Raw genomic sequence first — 19,762 nt, 5'->3', positions numbered from 1 at the left:
CCGGCCCGCGGGTCAGCGGAAGTCGGCCACGTGGTCGGCGGCCCACTGGGCGAAGTCCAGCGGGCGGCGGCCGGTGATCTCCTCGACGGTGCCGGTCAGCGGGCCGGGCACGCCGTCGGAGGCGGCCCAGTAGCCGAGGACGGCGTCCATGGCCCAGTCGACGGTGACCTCCTTCAGCTGGATCCGCGCCTCCTCGAGGCCGATCTCCTCGAAGCGGACCGGGCGGCCGATCGCCTCGCCGATGAGTTCGGCCTGGCGGCGCTGGGTGATCTGCTCGGGACCGGTGAGGAAGTAGGCCTTGCCCTCGTGGCCGGGCTCGGTGAGGGCGGCCACGCCGGCCGCGGCGATGTCCTTCTCGTGGATGGCGTCGCAGTACGACTCGGGCACCGGGAAGCGGACCACGCCGTCCTCGCGGATCATCCGGTCCCACTGCCACATCAGGACGTTGGTGGCGAAGTGCGCCGGGCGCAGGAAGGTCCAGGGGATCCCGGAGGCGGCCAGCGGCTCCTCCACGGCCAGGTGCATGTCGGCGATGGGCTTGCGCACCGGCAGGCCGATCCACTCGATCACCGTGTTGGAGGACAGCAGCACGACCTGCTCCACGCCGGCCTCGCGGGCCGCCGCGACGAACTCCTCCACGCCCTGCGGGACGGCGTACAGGAAGACCTTGCGGACCCCCCGCAGCGCGGGCCGCAGCGTCTGCGGGCGGGTCAGGTCCAGCGCGGCGGTCTCCACGCCGGCCGGCACGGTCAGGCGGCGCGGGTCGCGGGCGGCGGCCCGCACGGGCACCCCCCGCTCGGCCAGGCCGGTGACGACATGGCGTCCGACGTGCCCGCCGGCGCCGGTGACGAGGACGGTTCCGGGTGTGCTCATGACGGCCTCCGGGCGGTGTCCGCCGTGCTCCGCGCCCCCCGCGGGCGGGAGAAGCGGCGGGTGACGGGCCGCTCGACCAGGGCGTACAGCGCCCAGGACAGCAGCACGGTGACGGCGGCCCCGGCGAGGATCAGCCCGATGCCCGCCGGGACGGAGTAGGTGCGGTCGCCGAGCCATTCACGGCCCTGCTTCAGGACGATGAAGTGCAGCAGGTAGAAGGCGAATGAGATCTCGCCGAGCCAGGTCATCGCCCGGTTGCGGAACGGGCTGAAGGAGCCCTCGACGTCCCGTCCGGCGGTCGCCGCGATCAGCAGGATCACCGGGATGACGCAGGTCGCGCGCTGCCCGTACAGGTACGGCAGCCAGAAGCTGAGCGCGTAGCCGCCCGCGAGCAGCACCGCGGAGACGGTCATGCCGGGGCCTCGCCAGCGGCCGGCCAGCACCAGGCGGGCGACGAGGATGCCGAGCGCGAAGTCGAGCAGCCGCACCGGCGGCAGGATGTAGCCCGCCCAGTACTGCAGCTCGGAGGTGTCCTCGCCGGGGATGAGCGGCGTCTCGGCGAGGAGCCGGTCGGCCAGCACCGGAGTGGCGATGACCGCGATGAGGACGGCGGTGGTCCAGTACTTCAGCCGGTCGGCGGGGATCTTGCGGACCCCGGCGTACAGCAGCGGGAAGGACAGGTAGAACACCGCCTCGGCGGCCAGCGACCAGCTCGGCGGGTTGACGCCGAAGTTGATCCAGAAGTCCGGCACCCACACCTGGAGCATGAACAGGTTGGCGACGGCCTGCGGCGCCGTGGTGGTGGCCGAGGCGAACACGATCAGGGCCAGCGCCCAGGCGATCGCGTAGTTCGGGTAGATCTTCACGAAACGGCGGCGCCAGAAGGCCCGCGCCGTGTCACCGGGGCGCGCCGACCAGGTCAGCACGAATCCGCTGAGCACGAAGAAGAAGCTGACGCCGAGCCCGCCGGCCTGGGCGACGGCCTGGTAGAAGTCGCCGTTCAGCCCGGCGTCCGCGAACAGCCCCATGAAGGAGGCGTGGTACGCGAAGACGAGCAGGGCGGCCGGGAAGCGCAGCCCGGTCAGCGAGTCGAGGCGGGCGAGGCGGGTGCGGCCGCCGGCGGATCCGGTGCCGGATCTCGCCGGGGCGCCCGGCGGATCGGCCAGGGCTATCGGGTCTGGTGACACGGTTCTCTCATCTCTCAGCTTGCCGATCCGCGTGTCGCGCCGTCCGGGGACGGGTCACGGTCGCGGATCACGGTCTTGGTACGCATCAGGAACTCGCCGAGCCAGCCGTCGTGCGGCACGCCGGGCCGGATCCAGTACGTGGGGTGGTCGCCGAGATAGACGTTGCTGATCGTCGGCTCCCGGAGCAGCCGGTCGACGAGGTCGTCGTCGCCGGTGAAGGCCGTGAGGACGAGGCTGTGGCGCAGTGGGGCGACGCCCGCCTCGCGCGTCCAGGGGCCCACCCAGACGCAGGGGAAGGGAAGTTCGACGCCCGCCTGCGGGGCGTCGGGCCGCGGCAGCCGGTGCACCGCCGGGCGCAGGACGGCCCCGCCGCCGGGGAGTTCCTCGACGACGCCGTCCCCGCCGAGGTGGGCGACGGTGCCGCGGGCCTGGTTCAGCAGGTACGCCTCGATGGCGCGGGCCCCGTCGAGGGGCTGTGCGGGCAGCACCGCCTTGGGGTCCTCGGGCGGCAGCGCGGGCAGCGCGGCGAGCCGCTCGGCGAGGGCGTCGGCGAGCGGCGCCGGGTCGCCCTCGACCAGCACGGTGGTGGCGTTGATGCAGGCGACGCCGCCCTGGTGGCTGATCGAGTCGACGATGGTGTCGAGGTGGTCGCGCCAGTCGGCGTCGGCGGTGACGAGGATCTTCGACCGGCCGGGGCCCTGCGGGAGCACGGTGCTGCCCGCGTACTTGCGCACCACCTCGTCGCCGCCGTACACGAGTCCGTAGTCGGCGCCGCGCAGGATCTCGTCGGCGGCGTCGTGGTCGGTGGGCAGCAGCACGACCTGGTCGGCGCCGAACCCGGCCGCGCGCAGCGCGGTGACCAGCCGGTGCGGGGTGAACGGCTCGCGCCGGGAGGGCCGTACGGCGATGCGGTAGCCCAGTGCCAGGGCCTCCAGCCACAGCGAGTGCGGGCCGGGGTGGTTGCCGGCGGCGTGCACGGCGAACACGTCGCCGCGCCGGGTCCACACGGCGCTGCCCGCGCGGGTGGCCGGGTCGCGCCAGTCGGCGACGGCGCCCGCGGGACGCGGCTGGGCGGCCAGGTGCTCCGCCTGCTCGGCGGCCTCCACGATGGCGTCGGTCGCGGCGTGCACCACGCTGAGCGGCACCCCGGACACACGGGCGACGAGCTGCCGGTAGGCGGTGTAGTCCAGTCCGGCGACCGTCTCGTCCTGGAAGATCCGCGCCGCCCGGGCGAGGGCCGCGATCCGCTCGGCGAACGGCAGCGGTTCGGCGCGGTGCAGGGCGGCCATGGTGCGGGACACGAACAGCTTGGGCACCAGGCCGAGTCGGGCCACCGGGCGGCCGGCCACGTCGTGCAGGGTGACCCGGTTGCGGGCGGCGAACGGGCCGTTCGGGCCGAGCGCGTCCAGCTCGATGAGGGTGCCCTCGGTCTGCTCCGGCTCGGCCATCAGTAGACCCCTTCGATCACGGTCTCGTTGTCGAACTCCTGCACCGGCGCGATGTCGGCGACCGAGTCGCCGGTCTGCCCGGCGTCGGCGGCGCGGACCCGCAGCGCGGTGTCCCGTTCGAGGTTGTTGGGCAGGAACAGGCTCTTGCTGACGTGGTGCATGAGCACCTGGCCGCGTTCGCCGTACGGCACCGGCCGGGCGGTCTCCGGGTCGATCACGGAGAACGTCATGTACGGCGAGAACGGGTCGTACACGCACGGCTCGTCGTCGGTGAGGCCGGGCCGCTCGCTGGCGTTGCCGAGGATCATCGTGCTGCCGTAGCCGCTGTAGAGCAGGGCGTCCGGGAACACCTCGGTGCGGTACAGGTGGCGGGTGTCGGCGTCCATCTGGGTGCCGACCCAGTTGATCGCGCGGACCTTGTCCTCGATCAGCTTGGCCAGGTCCTCGCGCTGCGCCAGCCGCTCCAGCACCGGCGGGGTGCACATCAGCACCCCGATGTCCTGGGTGCGCAGCACGTACGCCACCTGGTCGACGATGTGCTCGGCGTAGGCGCCCGCCGCGGCCCCGTCACCGCCCGCGATCAGCTTCTTCACCCAGCGCGGGTCCAGGTCGACCATGAAGGACAGGCCGCCGCGCAGCGCCGTCTGGTGCTTGATGACGTCGCCCACCATGTGCGGCCCGGTCGGGGCGACGATCAGCCAGTTGACGTCCCCGGGCACGCCGTGCGCGTCGAGCTGGGCGCTGCTCCAGTCCAGCAGCTTCGTCAGCCAGTCCCGCATCAGCACGATCCGCTTCGGGGCGCCGGTGGTGCCGCCGCTCTCGTAGACGCCGACGACGTCGGGGCGGGGCCCGTAGCCGCGCGGGATCAGGTCCTCGGCGCGGGCGTCGCGCAGCTCGCTCGCGAAGTTCGGGAAGCGGGTCAGGTCGTCGAAGGTGCGGATGTCGGTGAGCGGGTCGAAACCGAGCGAGCCGGCCCGCTCCAGCCAGAACGGGGTGCCGGTCTCGGGCGAGAAGTGCCAGCGCAGCGCGGCGCGCAGGAACTCCTCCGGGTCGGGCCGGACGTCGAACGGCAGGTCCAGTACGGGGTCGGCGGCAGCGGACATGGGGTGGTCCTCCAACAACTACGGCGGGAAGGCGGTGGGCGGTGGGCGCCCGGGCGGCGGGAGCGCGGGCCGGTCAGCTCAGCTGGATGCGGGCGGAGCCGCTCGGGTCCTTCGGCAGCCGGCCGAGCACGATGCCGAAGTGCTCGCGGTAGGCGGCCAGGACGGACTCCTCGTCCGGCAGTTCCTCGGTGCCGCGGCCCTCGGGGGTGACGACGGTGAGCCGGTCGCCCTTGAGGGTGATCCGGCCGCCGTCCTCGGTCGGCAGCGAGCAGAACAGGTCCTGGAGGAACGGCGACTCGGGGGCGGTGCGCCACCACCACAGGGTCGGCGCGAAGTCGGCCACCCGCACCGGGCGCTCCCCGACCCGGTACAGCGGCTTGCCGTTCAGGTGCACCTCGTGTCCGCCGAACTCCTCGTTCGGGCGCACCTCGTAGGTGCCGTGCGGGTCCTCCTGCGGGCCGGTGACGTCGAAGCGCAGCGGGCGGCGGCTGTTGCGGCCGAAGCCGACGTCGACCAGCCAGTCCACCTCGTCCACCCGCACCCTGAGCGCCAGGTGGCCGAGGAACGGGCCGGGGCCCTCGGGGCGGTAGACCTGGCCCGGCAGGATCTCCACGGCGTAGCCGAGGGAGCGCAGCAGCAGGGCGAAGGCCGGGTTGACCTCGTAGCAGCCGCCGCCGCGGCGCCGGTCGACGACCTTCTCGACGGCCCGCTCGTCCATGTGGATGTCGGTGTCGAGGTGGTAGTCGAGGTTCTCGAACGGCACCGTCAGGCAGTGCCGCTCCTGCAGCAGCCGCAGGGCGTCCAGGTCCGGCTTCTCCGGGCGCCCGGCGCCGATGCGGGCCAGGTAGGCGTCCACGCGGGCCTCGTCCAGGGTCCGCGGCTGCGTCGCGTCGGTCACGTCTGTCACGTCTGTCTCCTTGTCAGCGGGCGGGCAGCGCCCGGTGTCTCAGCGGGTGAGCAGCGCCAGCCCCATCGCCATGCCGCCGCCGAACCCGGCGAGCAGCACCCGGTCCCCGGGCCGGATACCGCCCCGGCGGGCGGCGTCGTCGAGGGTGACCGGGATGGAGGCGGAGCCCGTGTTGCCGTAGCTCTCGACCGTGGTGCGCATGCGGCCGGCCGGGATGCCGACCCGCTCGGCAAGGTCCTGGAGCATCCGGCCGTTGGCCTGGTGCGGGACGAAGTGGTCGATGTCGCGCGGGTCCACGCCCTGGTCGGCGAGGAACCGGGTGATCGCCGGGGCCACCTGGTCCGCGACGAACTCGCGGACCGCGCGGCCGTTCATCTTGAAGTAGTGCAGCCCCTCGCGGAGGGTGTCCGCGGAGGCGGGCAGCCGGCTGCCGCCCGCGGGCACCTGGATCAGGTCCCGCTCGGCGCCGAACCCGGCGAGCCGGGCGGTGATCCCGGCGCGCCCCCCGGCGGCCGGTCCGAGGACGACCGCGCCCGCGCCGTCGCCGAACAGGATCGCGGTGCGCCGGTCGGCCCGGTCGAGGATGCGCGAGTAGATGTCCGCGCCGACGACGACCGCGTAGCCGCCGGTGCCGCGCAGCATCCGCTCGGCCGCGGTGAGCGCGAACACGAAGCCGCTGCACACCGCGTTGACGTCGAAGGCGGCCGTGCCCGGTCCGGCGCCCAGGCCGTCGGCGACCGCGCTCGCGGTGGGTGGCTGCGGGGCGTCCGGCGTGGAGGTGGCGACGATGACCAGGGACAGCTCGGCGGCCCGGATCCCGGCGTTCTCCAGGGCGGCGCGGCCCGCCGCGACGGCGAGGTCCGAGGTCGCCTCGTCCGGCTTGGCCCAGCGGCGGGTGCGGATGCCGGTGCGGCTGTGGATCCAGGCGTCGTCGACACCCGCCGGGAGGCCGGCCTCGTCGTTGGTGACGACCTGGGAGGGCAGGCAGGAGCCCGTGCCCAGGATGCCGACGGACGCCGTGGGGTGTCCGTCGTGGTGCGTTCCGGTGGTGATCACTGAAAGCCCCTCGTGTTCCTCGGTGACTCGGGCTCGGGACGGAGCGGGGAGATATCCGCCAGAAACGGGCTGCCTGCCGCGCGGCCCATCGTTCCGCGCGGCGTCCGGGCGGTGCCATCGCCGGTCCCGTGGCCTGTCAGATGGCCTGGAATGTGTCAGGTGTCAGGCGCCGGCCAGCCCGCGGGCGACGATCCCGGCCGCCCGGACGACCCGGCGGGCCTGGTACTCGACGGCGGCGATGTTGTCCTCGTGGACGTTGCCGGGGCGGTTGCGGGTGACGCTGCTGCTGCCGTACGGGTTGCCGTTCTCCTCGCGGAACAGCACCGGGTCGCTGGAGCCGTTCGCGACGACGAACGAGCCCCAGTGGCAGACCGCGTTGTACAGCGCGAGCAGGGTCGTCTCGTGGCCGCCGTGCGGGGCCGAGCCGGAGGTGAACGCGGAGACCACCTTGTCGGCGAGCAGGCCGGGAATGGACACGGACGCGGTGGAGTCGACGAAGGCCGACACCGGCGGGGCGGGCAGCCCGAACCGCACCGGGGTGCCCAGCAGGATGCCGTCGGCCCACACCAGGTCCTCGGGCGTCGCCACGGGGACGTCCCGGGCGGCCTCGGTCTGCGCGGTGACGGCGTCCTCGGTGCCGGGCACCACGGTGTCGGTGCCCAGCCCGGCGATCCGCCGCAGCCGCACCTCGGCCCCCTCCTTCAGCGCCGCCTGCGCGGCGGCCTCGGCGAGCCGGTGCACGTTCCCGGTGGACGAGAAGTAGGCAATGGTGATCCTGGTCATGGTGATGGGCTCCTCAGGGGCGTCGGGGATGTTCGGTGACCGGCCGGAGCAGCGACACCGCCTTCTGCGCGAGGGCCACGGCCGCGTCCGGGGTCCCGGCGTGGACGCGGACGTGCGCGAGGCGGGCGTAGGAGCTGTGCAGGCCGGTGAGTTCGGTGCCGTCGGGCAGGAGCTGGCGGGCGTCGCGCACGCCGTCCAGGGCGCGCACCTCGTCCCAGCCGTCGATCCGCACCAGGCGGCCCCGCAGGTCGGGAGCGAGGTAGGCGATGGCCGCGGCACCGTCGTAGACCGGGGAGTCGCGGCGGGCCGCCAGGCCGGGGTCGCCGGCGACGGACCGGCCGGCGAACTGGCGGGCCCACAGCTCGTAGATGTCGACGCCCGCGACGTCCCGCACCAGGTGCAGGATCTCGTCGCCGCCGATGCGCAGGTGCGTCTCGACGGTGACGGGCCCGTCGGGGCCGACGATCACCTCGGTGTGGGTGGGGCCGAGGGTGACGCTGAGGGAGTCCAGGACGGTGCGCACGTGGGCGACGATCCGGCGCTCGGTGTCCGGGGAGACCCGCGCGGGCATCACGTGCCCGGTCTCCACCTTCGTCGCCTCGTCCTTGAACTTCTCCGTCACCGCGAGGACGTGGTGCGTCCCGTCGGCGGTGACCGCCTCCACGCTGTACTCCGGGCCGGGGACGAACGCCTCGGCGAGCGGCGGCGACGGGTCGAGGCGGGGGACGCGCGTCCCGGTCGCGGCGAGCGCGCCGGGCAGCTCGGCGGGCGTCCGCGCGACGGCGACCCCGACACTGGCCCGGCCGGAGGTGGGCTTGAGGACCACCGCGCCGCCCACCGCCTCCTGGAACGCGGCCAGTTCGGCGAGGTCCGCGCTCTGCAGGTGCGGGACGTCCTCGATGCCCGCGGCCCGCAGGTGGCGCCGCATCCGGGCCTTGTCCTGGGCGAGCCGGACGGTGCGCAGCCGGTGGCAGGGCACCCGCAGCCGCTCGGCGACGGCGGCGGCGCGCTCCTGGTCGATCTCGGAGAACGCGGCGACCCGGTCCACGGGATGCTCCTGGTGCAGCCGGCGCGCGGCGGCCAGCCAGCCCGCGAGCGGGGTGTCGTCGGCGAGGACGATCACCGCGCGGTTCTCGCCGATCCCGCCGACCAGCGGCAGCGCGGAGGCGCGGCAGATCACCGAGGTGCGGATGTCCGGGTCGGCGTCGCGCAGCATGTCGTGCAGGTGGGAGCCACCGCTGACGATGAGGACATGGGTCATCTCATGCCGTCCTTCCGGCCGTCTCGGGTTCGGTGTCCGCGGCGGCACCGGCCTCGGTGACCGCCGGCACCGCGGCCTGCTCGCGCGCCCTGATCTCCGCGCGGCCCACGGTCAGCGCGACGCCGGCGCCGGCCAGCGCGGACAGCACGGCGAACACCGGCCAGCCGAGCGCGTGGGGGAGGATCACGGCGGTGATCAGCCAGGGCGCGACGATGCCCTGCAGGGCGGTGCCGAGCTGGAACGTGGACAGGTACTGGGTGAGCCGGTCGGGACGGGCCAGTTCGTAGGAGATGGCCCAGGCGCCGCCCGACTGCCACAGCTCGGCGGCGGTCAGCAGCACCACCGCCAGCACGGCGAACGCCGTGGCCGCCCAGACCGCACCGGTCGCGCCCATCGCCCAGCAGGCCAGCGCGAACCCGCCCAGCGAGAACCCGGCCCACGCCATGGAGGCGACGGCGCCGCGCAGGGTGTCGGAGGGCCGGGCGAACCGGGCCTGGAAGAGCACCGCCATCACCGTGTTGAGCACGTACAGCGGCCCGTACAGCGACAGCGGCACGTCGGTGTGCTGGGAGATCCACAGCGGCAGGGCCAGCGGCAGCAGCGTCAGGTGCATGGACAGCAGCCCGTTGAGCGCGGCCGTGGCCAGGTAGCGCAGGTCGGCGACGAGGGTGGGCCTGCGGTCCTTGGCGGGGGCGGCCGTGGTGACCAGCCGGGTGACGCCCGCGCGCTGGAGCATCAGGGCGGAGGCGAAGAAGAACGCCGCGTTCCCGGCGATCAGGAACAGGAACGCGTTGTCGCTGCCCTGCTGGATGGCGGCGGTGGCGACGAGCGCGCCCAGGCCGAAGCCGACGTTGCGCACGGCCCGCACCTTGGCGAGGGTGTCGCCGCGTTCCTCGTCGCCGACGGCGCTGCCCACGACGGCCTGGCTGACCGGCGGCACGGCGGCGTCGGCGAGGCCGATGCAGCAGGCGACGACGGCGAAGGAGGTGAAGTCGCCGACGAAGCAGTAGGCGACGTTGCCGAGGCCGCGCCACACCTGGATGGCGATGTAGACGCGGCCCGCGCGGATCCGGTCGGCGAGCATGCCGACGGGTACGGTGCCGAGGAACCCGACCAGCCCGGCGAGGGACAGGCCGAGACCCACCTGGCCGTTGCTGAGCCCGGCGACCTGGGTGAAGTACAGCGCGGATCCGGCGTAGAACATGCCGGTGCCCAGGGCGTTGACGAGCGCGGTGAGGGCGAGCTTGCGCCCGATGGCGCTGCGCGGCACCAGCGTGCTGTCCAGCAGCCGTGCCAGCGGGCCGCGTGCCGCGGGCCCGCCCGGCTTGCCCGGATCGGACATGGCTTCCTCCCTCAGAAGTGCAGGACGCCCGCGGTGCGGGTGTTCTTGTAGGCGGTGACGCCGATGACCGGGCTCTCGAAGGCCGGGACGGCTCGGGCGTAGGCGCCGGCGTAGCCGCCGGGCGTGTAGAACAGGCCCCAGGCCGCCTGCCAGTCCTCGACCCGGCCGGTGGCGGGGTCGACGACGGGCTCGGAACGGGGCACGACCCGCTGCTGCACGATCGCGCCGTCGGCGGCGCCGGCCCGCAGCGCGGTCAGCCACGCGTCCTCGGGGGTGGTCCAGCCGGCGATGACGCCGACGCCGCCGTAGAAGGCGTTGGGCTTGAGGATCAGTTCCTCGCGGTGGGCGCGGCAGTACGCGATCAGCTCGTCGTCGAGGGAGTCCTCGCCCTTGAGGGAGCGGGTCCAGGGCAGGACGCGGTCGATCAGCTCCCGCTCCGCGCCGGTGAAGCGGTCGTGGTGGCGCGGGTCGGACAGCAGCGCCAGGCAGGCCTTGTTGGCGAAGAGGTTGCTCTCCATCGGGGTGAACAGCACGACGCTGCCCTCCTCGTGGGCGCGGAAGACCGGTTCGACGAGGTCCGCGCCGTGCGGGTCGCCCATGATCTCCTCGACGGTGAAGCAGCGCAGGATCACGTCGACGGGCCGCCCGCCCAGGTGCGGCTTGCCGCCCGGGAAGGTGAGGTCGCCGATCTCCGCGACGTGGAAGTCGAGGCCGAAGCCGCGCATCACGTCGCGGAAGGTGTTCCAGTGGCTGGCGTAGTCGGCGAGCCCGCCGGGGCCCTCCAGCAGGGCGACGACCGGGTCGCGGCCGTCGGCGACGGCGGCGCCGGCCTCGGTGAGCGCGGTGGCGACGGACTGCCCGGTGTGGGTGAAGCCGAGGCCGTTGGCTTGCGCGAACTCGGCGAACGGCGCGGCCTCCAGCAGGGCCCGCGGGATCTCCCCGGCCCGGTCGGCGCCGCCGACCTCGCTGGCGATGCCGATCTCCAGCAGCTTGAAGGAGGTGCCGTCGTGGTACATGTCGGCGCGGCCGTAGCGGGGCGGGGTGGTTCCGCCGAGCCGGGTGATCAGCTGCTTGCGGCCGTCGTCGATGGAGAGGGCCGCGCAGTAGGCGTCGAGGTCGCCGTCGAAGAGCCGCTCGGGCAGCGAGGTGACGACGTCGAAGAGGGCGAGGACGTCGTCGGCGAACGCCTCGATCTCACGCCGTTCGACGAACAGCGGCCTGGGCAGGTAGGAGCCGGTCCAGCCGGCCAGCTTGGGGTCCTTCTCGACCTCGCCCATGATGGTGGGCAGCGGGCTGCCCTCGGCGAGGCTCTCCTTGTTGTACAGCTCGGTGACGGGGTTCACCATCGCGAAACCTTCTCCCCTGGGTCGTCTGGGCGGGCGGTGCGTACGGGCGGTGGATGCGGGCGGGGCGGCGTCAGCCGAGGACGTGCATCCGCGTGAGGTTCGGCACGAAGTACTGGGCGCTGAGGAACAGTCCGCCCACCGCGGGGCCGTACAGGGTGCACTGCCGCTTGTAGTAGACGGGGATCACGGGGGCGTGCTCGGCCATCAGGCGGCGGTCCAGGTCGGCGTAGCGCCCGGCGACGGCGGCGCGGTCGGGCTCCTGGGCCAGCGCGGCGATCTCGGCGGTGATCTCCGGGTCGTCGAAGTACGACAGGTTCATGTTGCCGCCGCGGGTGAGGCGGTCGCCGCGGAAGAGCACGTCGAAGACGCCCGAGGCGTCCGGGAAGTCGGGGCCCCACACGCCGTAGATGAGGTCGCAGTCGTTGTCGGCGTCGCCCATCAGGCTGTAGAAGGCGGCCTTGTCGACGGGGCGCAGCTCGATCTCGAAGCCGGCCGCCTCCAGCGCCGCCTTGACCGCGGGCGCCACCGGCGCGTTGGGCGCGGTGTCCGGGTAGGCGAAGACGAGCGGGCGCAGTTCCTTGCCCGCGATCAGCTCCTTCGCCGTGAGCGGGTCGCCGTGCTCGCCGGAGGGGTAGACGTCGTCGGCGCGGTAGCCGGGGACCATCGGGGCGAGGATCGTCCCGGCCCGCTCGGCGCCGGCGGCGCCGCCCGCGAGCCGCACGCAGGTGCCCTTGTCGAAGGCGTGGTTGAGGGCACGGCGGACGTCGACGTCGGTGACCCGGCGGGTGTTGATGTACACGTACTGGAGGTAGGCGGAGGGCCCGGCGACGACCCGCGCGCTCAGCTCCGGGTCGGCGAGCACCTCGGCGACCCGGTGCTCGGCGACGTCGAAGGTGGCGACGGCGGCGCGGTCCGCTCCTTCCGGGGCGAGCAGCCGCTCGGTCTGCGCGTCGCGCGGGACGCCGAACTCCCACAGCACCTCGTCCGGGTACTGGTGGCGGATCGGGTCGGTCGCCGGGTCCCAGTGCGGGTTGCGCTCCAGCAGGCAGTGGCTGCCGGGCACGAACTCCCGGACCCGGTACGGCCCGGTGGCCAGCCAGGACGTCTCGTAGCCGGCGCCGGTGTCACGGTCCGCCGGGACCGGGGTGGTGGTCGTGGTCGTCGCGAAGAACGGGAAGCCCGGGGTGGGCTCGGGCAGCGAGAAGACCAGGGTGCGCTCGTCCGGCGTGGCCACGCCCGGCGCGGTGGGGCCGTCCTGCTCCGGCCCGCGGTAGGTGCGCTGCGGGTCCAGGGCCTGCTGGATGAACTGCGGCCCGTAGACGCCGTTCGGGCCGAACGAGCGGGCGATCGCGTGCGCGACGTCGTACGAGGTGATGGGCGTGCCGTCCGCGAACCTGAGGCCCTCGCGCAGGGTGTACGTCCAGGTGCGGCCGCCGTCCCCGGAGCGCCCGGTGTCGGTGGCGAGGTCGCCGACCAGGCGGCGCGGGCCGCCGTCGTAGCTCTCCACGTAGCCGGTGAGGGTGCGGTGGAACAGGCCGGTGGCCACCCCGAGGGTGGTGCCGATGTACATCTGCGTGGGGTCGACGTGCTCCGGCGGCGCGTCGGCGAGCAGGACGACCCGGCCACCGCGCCGCGCCCCCGGCACCTCGGGGGCGGGCGTCGGGGTCAGGCCCTGGTGGTCGATCTCGAACTGGGGGGTCATGGGAGCTCCGGAGAGGGATCGGGACGGGACGGTTCGGGCGTCAGGCCGGCAGGGGGCGGCGGGGCCGCATCCGGGTGGCGAGGTCGGCCGCGCCGAGCACGGCGGGCAGGTCGAGGCCGAGCTGGGCCATCACCTCGTGGTGGTCGCCGCCCTCCGCGGGCCAGCGGTGGCCCGCGTTGACGCCGCGGACCTCGCAGTGCGGCAGCAGCAGCGCCAGCGCCTCGGCGACGCCGCCCTCGGCGCGGTGCTCCTCGACCACGACGAAGCTGCCGTGCCGGTCGGCGAGTTCCATCGCCGCGAGCTGGAGCCGGTGGTGGTCGAGGTAGGTGAGGTGGGCGTGGGCCAGCCCGGGCCGCTCACCGGCGGCCTCCAGGGCGAGCCGGGTGCCCTCCTCGCCCACCGACACCAGGCAGACCGCGTCGGCGGCGGCGGTCCGCGCCCAGGAGACCAGCGGCAGCTCGGCGTCCTCGCGGGGCAGGCTCTCGTAGGCGGCGTTGCGGCCGGTGCGGATGTAGTGCGGCCGGCCGGACGCGGCGGCGGCCCGCACCACGGCCCGCATGTCCCGCTCCCCGTACGGGGCGGCCACGGTCACGCCCGGGATGCTGCGCAGCAGCGCCAGGTCCTCCAGGCAGTGGTGGGTGGTGCCGAACCAGGCCCCGGCGACCCCGGCGTACGGCGCGACGACGGTGACGCCCGCGGCCAGGTAGCCGAGGGTGAGCTTCACGCTCTCGGCGGCGCGCAGCGCGGCGAACGGCGCGAAGGTGGACACGAACGGCCGGTAGCCGGCGGCCGCCATCCCGGCCGCCATGTCGAGCATGGCCCCTTCGGCGATGCCCAGGTTGAAGAACCGGTCCGGGTGGGCCTGCTGGAAGGGGTGGTTCTTGCCGCCGAGGTCGGCCTCCAGGCACACGATCCGCTCGTCCTCGGCGGCGAGCGCGGTGAGTTCGGCGCGGTAGGCGTCGCGCCCCGACAGGGTCATCCGATCATCCGTTTCCACTTGGCGGCGCGCGCGGCGTCGATGGTCACGTAGTGCGAGGCGGCCTTGCCCTCGACGGGCGGCAGGCCCTTGCCCTTGACGGTGTCGGCGATGACGGCGAGCGGCCGGTCCGCGCCGGTGCGGTCCTCGTCGAGCAGCGTGCGCAGCGCGGACAGGTTGTGGCCGTCGACGGTGGCGATGTTGAAGCCGAAGCCGACGAACCGCTCGGCGAGCAGCGGCATCGGGGAGATGTCGGCGACCATGCCGTCGTTCTGGCCGCCGTTGCGGTCGACGACGAGGACGAAGTTGCCGAGCCGCTGCGCGGCGGCGACCTGGCAGGTCTCCCAGACCAGGCCCTCCTGGAGCTCCCCGTCGCCGGCGACGGCGATGCCGAGCCCCCGCTGCCCGGCGAGCCTGCGGGCGAGCGCCCAGCCGGCCGCGTAGGGCACGCCGTGGCCGAGGCTGCCGGTGGGGAAGCGCACCCCGGGCACCTTGGCGCTGGGGTGGCCGGTGTAGGGGTGGCCCGCCATGCCGTAGTGCGGGGCGGGGTTCTCCGGCAGGACGCCGCTGACGTGCAGCGCGGCGTACAGGCCGGCCGCCGCGTGGCCCTTGCTGAGCACCACCTCGGTGCCGTCGCCGCGCCCGGCGCGGTGCAGGGCGGCGATCAGGATGTCCAGCACGGACAGGCTGCCGCCGAGGTGGCAGCCGCGCGGGCTCGCGGCCATGTCGACGACGAGCCTGCGGGCGGCGGTGGCCCGTTCGCGCAGCACCGCGTCGATCCGCTCGCCGTGCGGCTCCTCGGTGATCTCCACGGGCGCGTCGCGCAGGGGGACGGTCATGGCGTGGCTCCTTCCGGGCGGGTCCGCTCGGGTGCCGGCAGCGCGAACCAGCGGGACACGGCGTCGGCGAGCACCCGCCGGGCGGTGCGCACGTCGCCGGCGCCGATGCGCTCGGCGTCGGTGTGGTCGAGCGCGGAGTCGCCCGGCCCGTACGCCACCATCGGCACGCCCTGCCAGGTGGTGGCCAGGGTGTTCATGTCGGAGGTGCCCTTCTTGACCACGTGCCGCGGCCGGATCCCGGCCTGGGCGAAGGCACGGGCGAACACCTTGGCGAGCGGGCCGGTACGGCCGCCCGCGTGCCCGGGGGTGGCGCGCAGCACCTCGATCTCCACCCCGGGTCCGGCCTGGTCGAGCGCCAGCTTGCGCAGCAGTTCCAGGTCGGCGCCGGGCGGCACCCGGAAGTTGAGGATGCCGACGGCCTGGTGGTGTTCGCGGCCGGTGCGGCAGCTGATGTCGATGACGGCGCTGAGCGCGTCGGACGCCTCCTGCCGGACCACGTCCCGGATGTCCTCCAGGGCCCGCACCAGCGCGTCGGGCGCGGTGACCGCGTCCATGCCCGCCGAGTGGCCGCTGGCCACGCTGACGGTGACCCGCAGCTTGAACAGCCCGAAGTAGCCGAGGGTGAGGGTGCTGGAGCCGCTGGGCTCGCCGATCACCACGGCGTCCGCCGGATAGTGGTCGCGGGCGTGGAAGGCGCCCTTGGAGGAGGAGATCTCCTCCTCGACCGCGCCGACCACGCGCAGCTGCCCGTCGGCGGGCACCTCGGCGTCGGCGAGCACCTGGAGGAAGTTGACCAGGCAGCCCTTGGCGTCGACGCTGCCGCGCCCCCACAGCTCCTCGCCGCGCCATTCGACCGGCCGGCGGTGCGGGACGGTGTCGAGGTGGCCGAGGAGCAGCAGCCGGCGCCGGGTGCCGGTGCCGCGGGTGGCGACCAGGTTCCCGGCCTCGTCGACGGTCGCGTCGATGCCGCGCTCGGCGCACCAGTCGCGCAGCAGCGCCGCGAGTTCGCGTTCGTCGCCGGACACCGAGGGCACGCCGACGGCCCGGGTGAGCAGCGTCAGGTCGGCGTCGGGGCCCCGGGTGCGCCAGAAGCGGGTCCAGGCGGAGGTGTCCGCCATGGTGTGCGGGCCGGTGATCGCGACGTCGGCGGCGCCGTCGAGGGCGAGTTCGGCGGCGCGCACCTTCTGCCGCATCCGGCCGCCCGCGTACCGCGCGGCCTCGCCCCGGTGGGCGTGGCGCAGGGTGGAGGACGGGTCGGCGGGGTCGGTGAGCAGTCCGGCGGTGCCGGTGACCAGCCTCAGGTGGTCGGCGTCGAGGGCGACGGAGAGCCTGGCGGCCAGCATGTCGGCGTCCACGTTGAGCGGGCTGCCGCCCTCCGGGTCGCGCACCGGCGGGCTGAGGCTGACGACGTCGTAGGTGTCGAGCAGCACGCTCAGGCGGGTGACGTCGACGTCGGCGGGGACGCCCGCGCGGTGGTCGCGGACCACGCGGGCCCGGCCCTCGGCGGTGACGGTCTTCAGCGGCCGGTTGGCGCGGCCGTCGACCAGTCCGCCGCGGGCGGCGACGGAGGTGAAGGCGGTCACGCCGACGGCGGCCAGGCCCCGCTCCACGGCGGGCAGGGTGACCCGCTCGTAGGCGTCGACGATGTGGGCCATCTCCTCCGGCGGGCAGTAGCGCACCGAGTCGCCGTTGGGGAGACGCAGTTCGGGCATGGGGCGGCCGATGTCCGCGTAGTGCCGGGCGATGCCGGTGGCGCCGCCCGCGACCAGCAGCACCCGGGCGCCGCCCGCGACGAGCTCGGCGATCTCGCCGAAGATGCCGCCGCGGTCCAGGGTGGCGCTGCCCGCCTTGATGACGTACAGCGGTCTCACGGGGCCACCGCCGTCCGGGGCAGGCCGATGCCCTCGTCGAGCCCGTGCAGCATGTTCATGGCCTGCACGGCCTGCCCGGCGGCGCCCTTGACCAGGTTGTCGATGGCGGAGACGGCCACGCACTCGCTGTCCCGCACGGACACCGCGACCTCGGCGACGTTGGAGCCGACGACCGCCTTCAGCATCGGGAAGTCGTGCGGCGCCTTGGGCGCGGGGCGGACCCGGACGAACGGCTTGCCGACGTAGGCCTTGGCGTAGGCCCGCTTGACGTCGATGGGCTCCACGCCGGGCAGCAGCCGGCTGTAGGCGGTGACGAGGATGCCCCGCGGTACGTCCAGGCTGTGCGCGGAGAACTGCAGGTCGAGCGCCGAGCCGGTGAACTCGGTGAGGGCTTGGTGCAGTTCGGGCACGTGCCGGTGGCCGTGCAGCTTGTGCACCCGGAAGTTGCCGGAGCGCTCGGCCGGGGGCTCGCCGCTGTTGCGTCCGCCGCCGGTGGAACCGGTCTTGGCGTCGACGATCACCCGGGTGCCGATCAGGTTCCCGGCGAGCAGCGGGTAGAGGGCGTAGATGCTGGCGACGGCCATGCAGCCGGGGAGGCTGACGAAGCGGCTCTCGGGCAGGTGCGGGGTCAGCTCCGGCACGAAGTAGGCAAAGTCCTCCAGCGGCGGGTGCGCCGCCGACTTCGGGTAGTGCTCCTGGATCTCGTGCGGGTCGCGCAGCCGGAAGTCGCCGGCGAGGTTCAGCACCCGCTTGGCGCGTCCGGCGAGCAGGGGCAGCCGCTCCGGCAGCGCGCCGGTGGGTAGGCAGCTGAACGCCACGTCCACGTCGGGCAGTTCGTCGAGCGGCCGGAACTTCAGCCTGGACATGCGCGGGCAGTTGCGCAGCCACGGGTGCACGGCGCCGATCGCCTTGCCGGCGTGCCGTTCGGCCGACAGGAAGACGATCTCGGCGTTCGGGTGGTCCAGCAGGAGGCGGATCAGCTCGCCGCCGGTGTAGCCGCTGGCGCCGACGATCGCGACGCGGATCGTGGGGTCGGTGCCGCCGGTGTGCTCAGCCAAGGCGGGCCGCCTTCTCGTAGGGGCGGCGGTAGTCGCCGTCCGCGACGAGCTTGCGGATCGCGTCGGGGCGGCGCGCCACCTTGCGGAACGCGTCGGCGTAGCGCAGCAGCCGCTCGTACTCGACGGGGGCGCGCAGCTCGCGGCAGAGCACCAGGGTGCTCTCCAGCATGCCGGCGGTGACGGGGAAGTCCTGCGGGCGGTGGTCGCGCACGGCGCCCGGGTTGAGGGAGAACGGGTAGCCGCCGCCGAACCCGTCACGGTGCCGGAACGGCAGGTGGCAGGGGATCGGGGTGTTCTGCCACTCGCGCGCCGGGACGCCCTCGGCGACCAGCAGTTCGTGCACGGCCTCCTTGACCGCCCACACCGGCAGGTCCTCCAGGCCGGCCCGCTCGGGGTGCAGGCCGATCCGGTACATGTTGTACGCGTGGACGTGGCCCTCGGGGACGTGCGGCGCCGAGAACAGGCCGGTCTCGTCGAGCGCCTCGCCCAGCACGCGGGCGTTGCGGGCGCGGACGGCGTCGTAGTACGGCAGCCGGGCGAGCTGGCCGCTGCCGAACGCGGCGGCGATCCACGACATCTCGTAGTCGATGCCGTGCCGGCGCACGTAGTCGGCGGCCCGGCGGTAGGCGGACTCCTCACGGAAGAAGGCGATGCCGCCCTCCCCGCCGAGCGGGAAGTTCTTGTCGGCCATCAGGCTCTGCCCGGCGGCGTCACCGAAGGAGCCGGCGACCTGGTCGCCGATGCGGGCGGAGTGCGCGTGGGAGGCGTCCTCGACCAGCGCGATGCCGTGCCGGTCGGCGAGGGCGCGCAGCGCGGGCACGTCGGCGGGCAGGCCGTGCACGTGGACCGGCATGATCGCGCGGGTGCGCCCGGTGATCGCGGCGGCCGCGGCCGCGGGGTCCATGCAGTAGGTGCGCGGGTCGATGTCGACGAACACCGGGACCGCGTGCGCGGCGACGACCGCCTGCGCGGTGGCGATGAAGGTGAACGCGGGCACGATCACCTCGTCGCCCGGCTGCACCCCGGCACCGACCAGGGCCAGGTGCAGGCTGGAGGTGCCGCTCGCGGTGGGCAGCGCCCAGCCGGCGCCGACGTAGGCGCGGTAGGCGTCGGCGAAGTCGGCGACGACCTTCTCGGGCGCCTGCCGCTGGGCGAGCAGCAGGGTGAACACGTCTTCCTTGGTGATGACGGGGAAGACGGTCCTGCGCAGGTCCTTGGGGATGATCTGGCCGCCGCCGAACGCGGCCAGCTCGGCACTGACCTCGGCCGGGTCCGGCAGGGGCAGCGGGTTCTTGGGGAAGTCGGTGATCACGAGGCAGCTCCGGAGGATGCCGGGGTACGGGTGGCCTGGCCCAGGGCCATGCGGGCGCAGGCGGCGACCAGTGGGCTGAGCCGGTAGTTGAACTGGACGCCGGGCACCAGGTCGGCGGCGTCCTCCTGCTGTGTCCACATGGTCCGCAGGTCGTACGCGCCGAAGATCTTCAGCCGCTCGGCGCGGGCTTGCAGCGCGGGGTCGTCGGTGAGGACGGCGGCGGCCGGGCCGAAGCCGAGGCCGGTGAGGTCGACCACCAGCGCCGGGGCGGTGGCCTCGGCGGCCAGCTCGCCCAGCCGGTGGAGGTTGCCCGCGTCCAGTGCGATGTGGTCGAAGGCGGGCGTGGCGTCCTCCGGCCCGTCCTCGCGGACCGTCACCCCGAGCCAGGCCAGGAAGGCCCGGTCCTTCTCGCCGAGACCGCGCTGCCGGATCTCGTCGCCGTGGCCGATGCCCTGCCCGGCCAGCGCCGAGTGCACGGCGGCGCTGCGGCTGTTCACCAGCACGGCCCTGGCACGGCCGGTGCGCTTGGTCAGGAGCCTTTCCAGGCCGGGCAGTTCGCGGTCGTTCTTCTCGATGCTCATGACCACACCCGTGGTGAGCACCCGGGTGAGCACGGTCGCCGTGTCGAACAGTTCCATGGTTGTCCGGTTTCTCCTTGTGTCCGAGCGAGTCGGAACGGATCGGTGGGGCGTGCGCCC

Annotated in this window: 17 protein-coding genes; all 17 read right to left on the bottom strand. The window is 74.1% G+C overall.

Annotated features, from left to right (window positions below; all coding sequences use genetic code 11):
* Window positions 1-12: 12 nt before the first annotated feature.
* Window positions 13-873: an NAD(P)H-binding protein gene (locus tag SGLAU_RS17150; RefSeq protein ID WP_043502485.1), complete on the bottom strand. Its 861-nt coding sequence runs from the start codon at window positions 871-873 to the stop codon at window positions 13-15.
* Window positions 870-2,060, bottom strand: a complete 1,191-nt coding sequence (locus tag SGLAU_RS17145; RefSeq protein ID WP_043502484.1) for an acyltransferase family protein — start codon at window positions 2,058-2,060, stop codon at window positions 870-872. Before SGLAU_RS17145 ends, SGLAU_RS17150 begins: the two co-directional genes overlap by 4 nt.
* Before the next feature lie 14 nt (window positions 2,061-2,074).
* Window positions 2,075-3,508, bottom strand: a complete 1,434-nt coding sequence (locus SGLAU_RS17140; RefSeq protein WP_052413792.1) for an aldehyde dehydrogenase family protein — start codon at window positions 3,506-3,508, stop codon at window positions 2,075-2,077.
* Entirely contained in the window at window positions 3,508-4,611 is a 1,104-nt protein-coding gene (locus tag SGLAU_RS17135; protein ID WP_043502482.1) for an AMP-binding protein, read from the bottom strand. The genes SGLAU_RS17140 and SGLAU_RS17135 overlap by 1 nt, the downstream gene beginning before the upstream one ends.
* A 73-nt stretch (window positions 4,612-4,684) precedes the next feature.
* Window positions 4,685-5,518: an arylamine N-acetyltransferase family protein gene (locus SGLAU_RS17130; RefSeq protein ID WP_078957751.1), complete on the bottom strand. Its 834-nt coding sequence runs from the start codon at window positions 5,516-5,518 to the stop codon at window positions 4,685-4,687.
* A 39-nt stretch (window positions 5,519-5,557) separates the two neighbouring features.
* Window positions 5,558-6,574, bottom strand: coding sequence for a 3-oxoacyl-ACP synthase III family protein (locus SGLAU_RS17125; protein ID WP_244315224.1), 1,017 nt, complete (start codon window positions 6,572-6,574; stop codon window positions 5,558-5,560).
* A gap of 162 nt (window positions 6,575-6,736) precedes the next feature.
* Window positions 6,737-7,357, bottom strand: coding sequence for a flavodoxin family protein (locus SGLAU_RS17120; RefSeq protein WP_043502481.1), 621 nt, complete (start codon window positions 7,355-7,357; stop codon window positions 6,737-6,739).
* 13 nt (window positions 7,358-7,370) lie between these two features.
* On the bottom strand, window positions 7,371-8,618 hold the full coding sequence (locus tag SGLAU_RS32940; protein WP_052413791.1) for an ATP-grasp domain-containing protein: 1,248 nt from the start codon (window positions 8,616-8,618) through the stop codon (window positions 7,371-7,373).
* A gap of 1 nt (window position 8,619) precedes the next feature.
* The gene (locus tag SGLAU_RS17110; RefSeq protein ID WP_052413790.1) at window positions 8,620-9,960 is read right to left on the bottom strand and encodes an MFS transporter; all 1,341 of its coding nucleotides are present in this window, start codon (window positions 9,958-9,960) and stop codon (window positions 8,620-8,622) included.
* Window positions 9,961-9,971: 11 nt separating this feature from the next.
* On the bottom strand, window positions 9,972-11,306 hold the full coding sequence (locus tag SGLAU_RS17105) for a hypothetical protein (protein WP_043502480.1): 1,335 nt from the start codon (window positions 11,304-11,306) through the stop codon (window positions 9,972-9,974).
* Window positions 11,307-11,376: 70 nt separating this feature from the next.
* Window positions 11,377-13,008: an ABC transporter substrate-binding protein gene (locus SGLAU_RS17100; RefSeq protein ID WP_052413789.1), complete on the bottom strand. Its 1,632-nt coding sequence runs from the start codon at window positions 13,006-13,008 to the stop codon at window positions 11,377-11,379.
* A gap of 40 nt (window positions 13,009-13,048) precedes the next feature.
* Window positions 13,049-13,987 carry a transketolase gene (locus tag SGLAU_RS17095; RefSeq protein WP_043502479.1) on the bottom strand — a complete coding sequence of 313 codons (939 nt, stop codon included), beginning with the start codon at window positions 13,985-13,987 and terminating at the stop codon, window positions 13,049-13,051.
* Window positions 13,984-14,823 (bottom strand): 1-deoxy-D-xylulose-5-phosphate synthase N-terminal domain-containing protein, encoded by an 840-nt coding sequence (locus SGLAU_RS17090; protein ID WP_078957750.1) that lies wholly within the window; start codon window positions 14,821-14,823, stop codon window positions 13,984-13,986. The genes SGLAU_RS17095 and SGLAU_RS17090 overlap by 4 nt, the downstream gene beginning before the upstream one ends.
* Window positions 14,820-16,694 (bottom strand): M20/M25/M40 family metallo-hydrolase, encoded by a 1,875-nt coding sequence (locus SGLAU_RS17085; RefSeq protein ID WP_052413788.1) that lies wholly within the window; start codon window positions 16,692-16,694, stop codon window positions 14,820-14,822. The genes SGLAU_RS17090 and SGLAU_RS17085 overlap by 4 nt, the downstream gene beginning before the upstream one ends.
* Entirely contained in the window at window positions 16,691-17,752 is a 1,062-nt protein-coding gene (gene argC, locus SGLAU_RS17080) for an N-acetyl-gamma-glutamyl-phosphate reductase (RefSeq protein ID WP_043502477.1), read from the bottom strand. The genes SGLAU_RS17085 and argC overlap by 4 nt, the downstream gene beginning before the upstream one ends.
* Window positions 17,745-19,064, bottom strand: coding sequence for a DegT/DnrJ/EryC1/StrS family aminotransferase (locus SGLAU_RS17075; RefSeq protein ID WP_043502476.1), 1,320 nt, complete (start codon window positions 19,062-19,064; stop codon window positions 17,745-17,747). Before SGLAU_RS17075 ends, argC begins: the two co-directional genes overlap by 8 nt.
* On the bottom strand, window positions 19,061-19,702 hold the full coding sequence (locus SGLAU_RS17070) for a DegT/DnrJ/EryC1/StrS aminotransferase (protein WP_043502475.1): 642 nt from the start codon (window positions 19,700-19,702) through the stop codon (window positions 19,061-19,063). The genes SGLAU_RS17075 and SGLAU_RS17070 overlap by 4 nt, the downstream gene beginning before the upstream one ends.
* Between the last annotated feature and the right edge of the window lie 60 nt (window positions 19,703-19,762).

The organism is Streptomyces glaucescens (assembly GCF_000761215.1).
Classification (GTDB): domain Bacteria; phylum Actinomycetota; class Actinomycetes; order Streptomycetales; family Streptomycetaceae; genus Streptomyces; species Streptomyces glaucescens_B.
This window is presented reverse-complemented; position numbering and strand designations above follow the sequence as displayed.

Coding starts and splice junctions, on each gene's coding strand:
- SGLAU_RS17110 (WP_052413790.1), bottom strand. CDS start 9,960: ATGTCCGATCCGGGCAAGCCGGGCGGGCCCGCGGCACGCGGCCCGCTG.
- SGLAU_RS17135 (WP_043502482.1), bottom strand. CDS start 4,611: ATGTCCGCTGCCGCCGACCCCGTACTGGACCTGCCGTTCGACGTCCGG.
- SGLAU_RS17095 (WP_043502479.1), bottom strand. CDS start 13,987: ATGACCCTGTCGGGGCGCGACGCCTACCGCGCCGAACTCACCGCGCTC.
- SGLAU_RS17105 (WP_043502480.1), bottom strand. CDS start 11,306: ATGGTGAACCCCGTCACCGAGCTGTACAACAAGGAGAGCCTCGCCGAG.
- SGLAU_RS17150 (WP_043502485.1), bottom strand. CDS start 873: ATGAGCACACCCGGAACCGTCCTCGTCACCGGCGCCGGCGGGCACGTC.
- SGLAU_RS32940 (WP_052413791.1), bottom strand. CDS start 8,618: ATGACCCATGTCCTCATCGTCAGCGGTGGCTCCCACCTGCACGACATG.
- SGLAU_RS17070 (WP_043502475.1), bottom strand. CDS start 19,702: ATGGAACTGTTCGACACGGCGACCGTGCTCACCCGGGTGCTCACCACG.
- SGLAU_RS17090 (WP_078957750.1), bottom strand. CDS start 14,823: ATGACCGTCCCCCTGCGCGACGCGCCCGTGGAGATCACCGAGGAGCCG.
- SGLAU_RS17100 (WP_052413789.1), bottom strand. CDS start 13,008: ATGACCCCCCAGTTCGAGATCGACCACCAGGGCCTGACCCCGACGCCC.
- SGLAU_RS17120 (WP_043502481.1), bottom strand. CDS start 7,357: ATGACCAGGATCACCATTGCCTACTTCTCGTCCACCGGGAACGTGCAC.
- SGLAU_RS17140 (WP_052413792.1), bottom strand. CDS start 3,508: ATGGCCGAGCCGGAGCAGACCGAGGGCACCCTCATCGAGCTGGACGCG.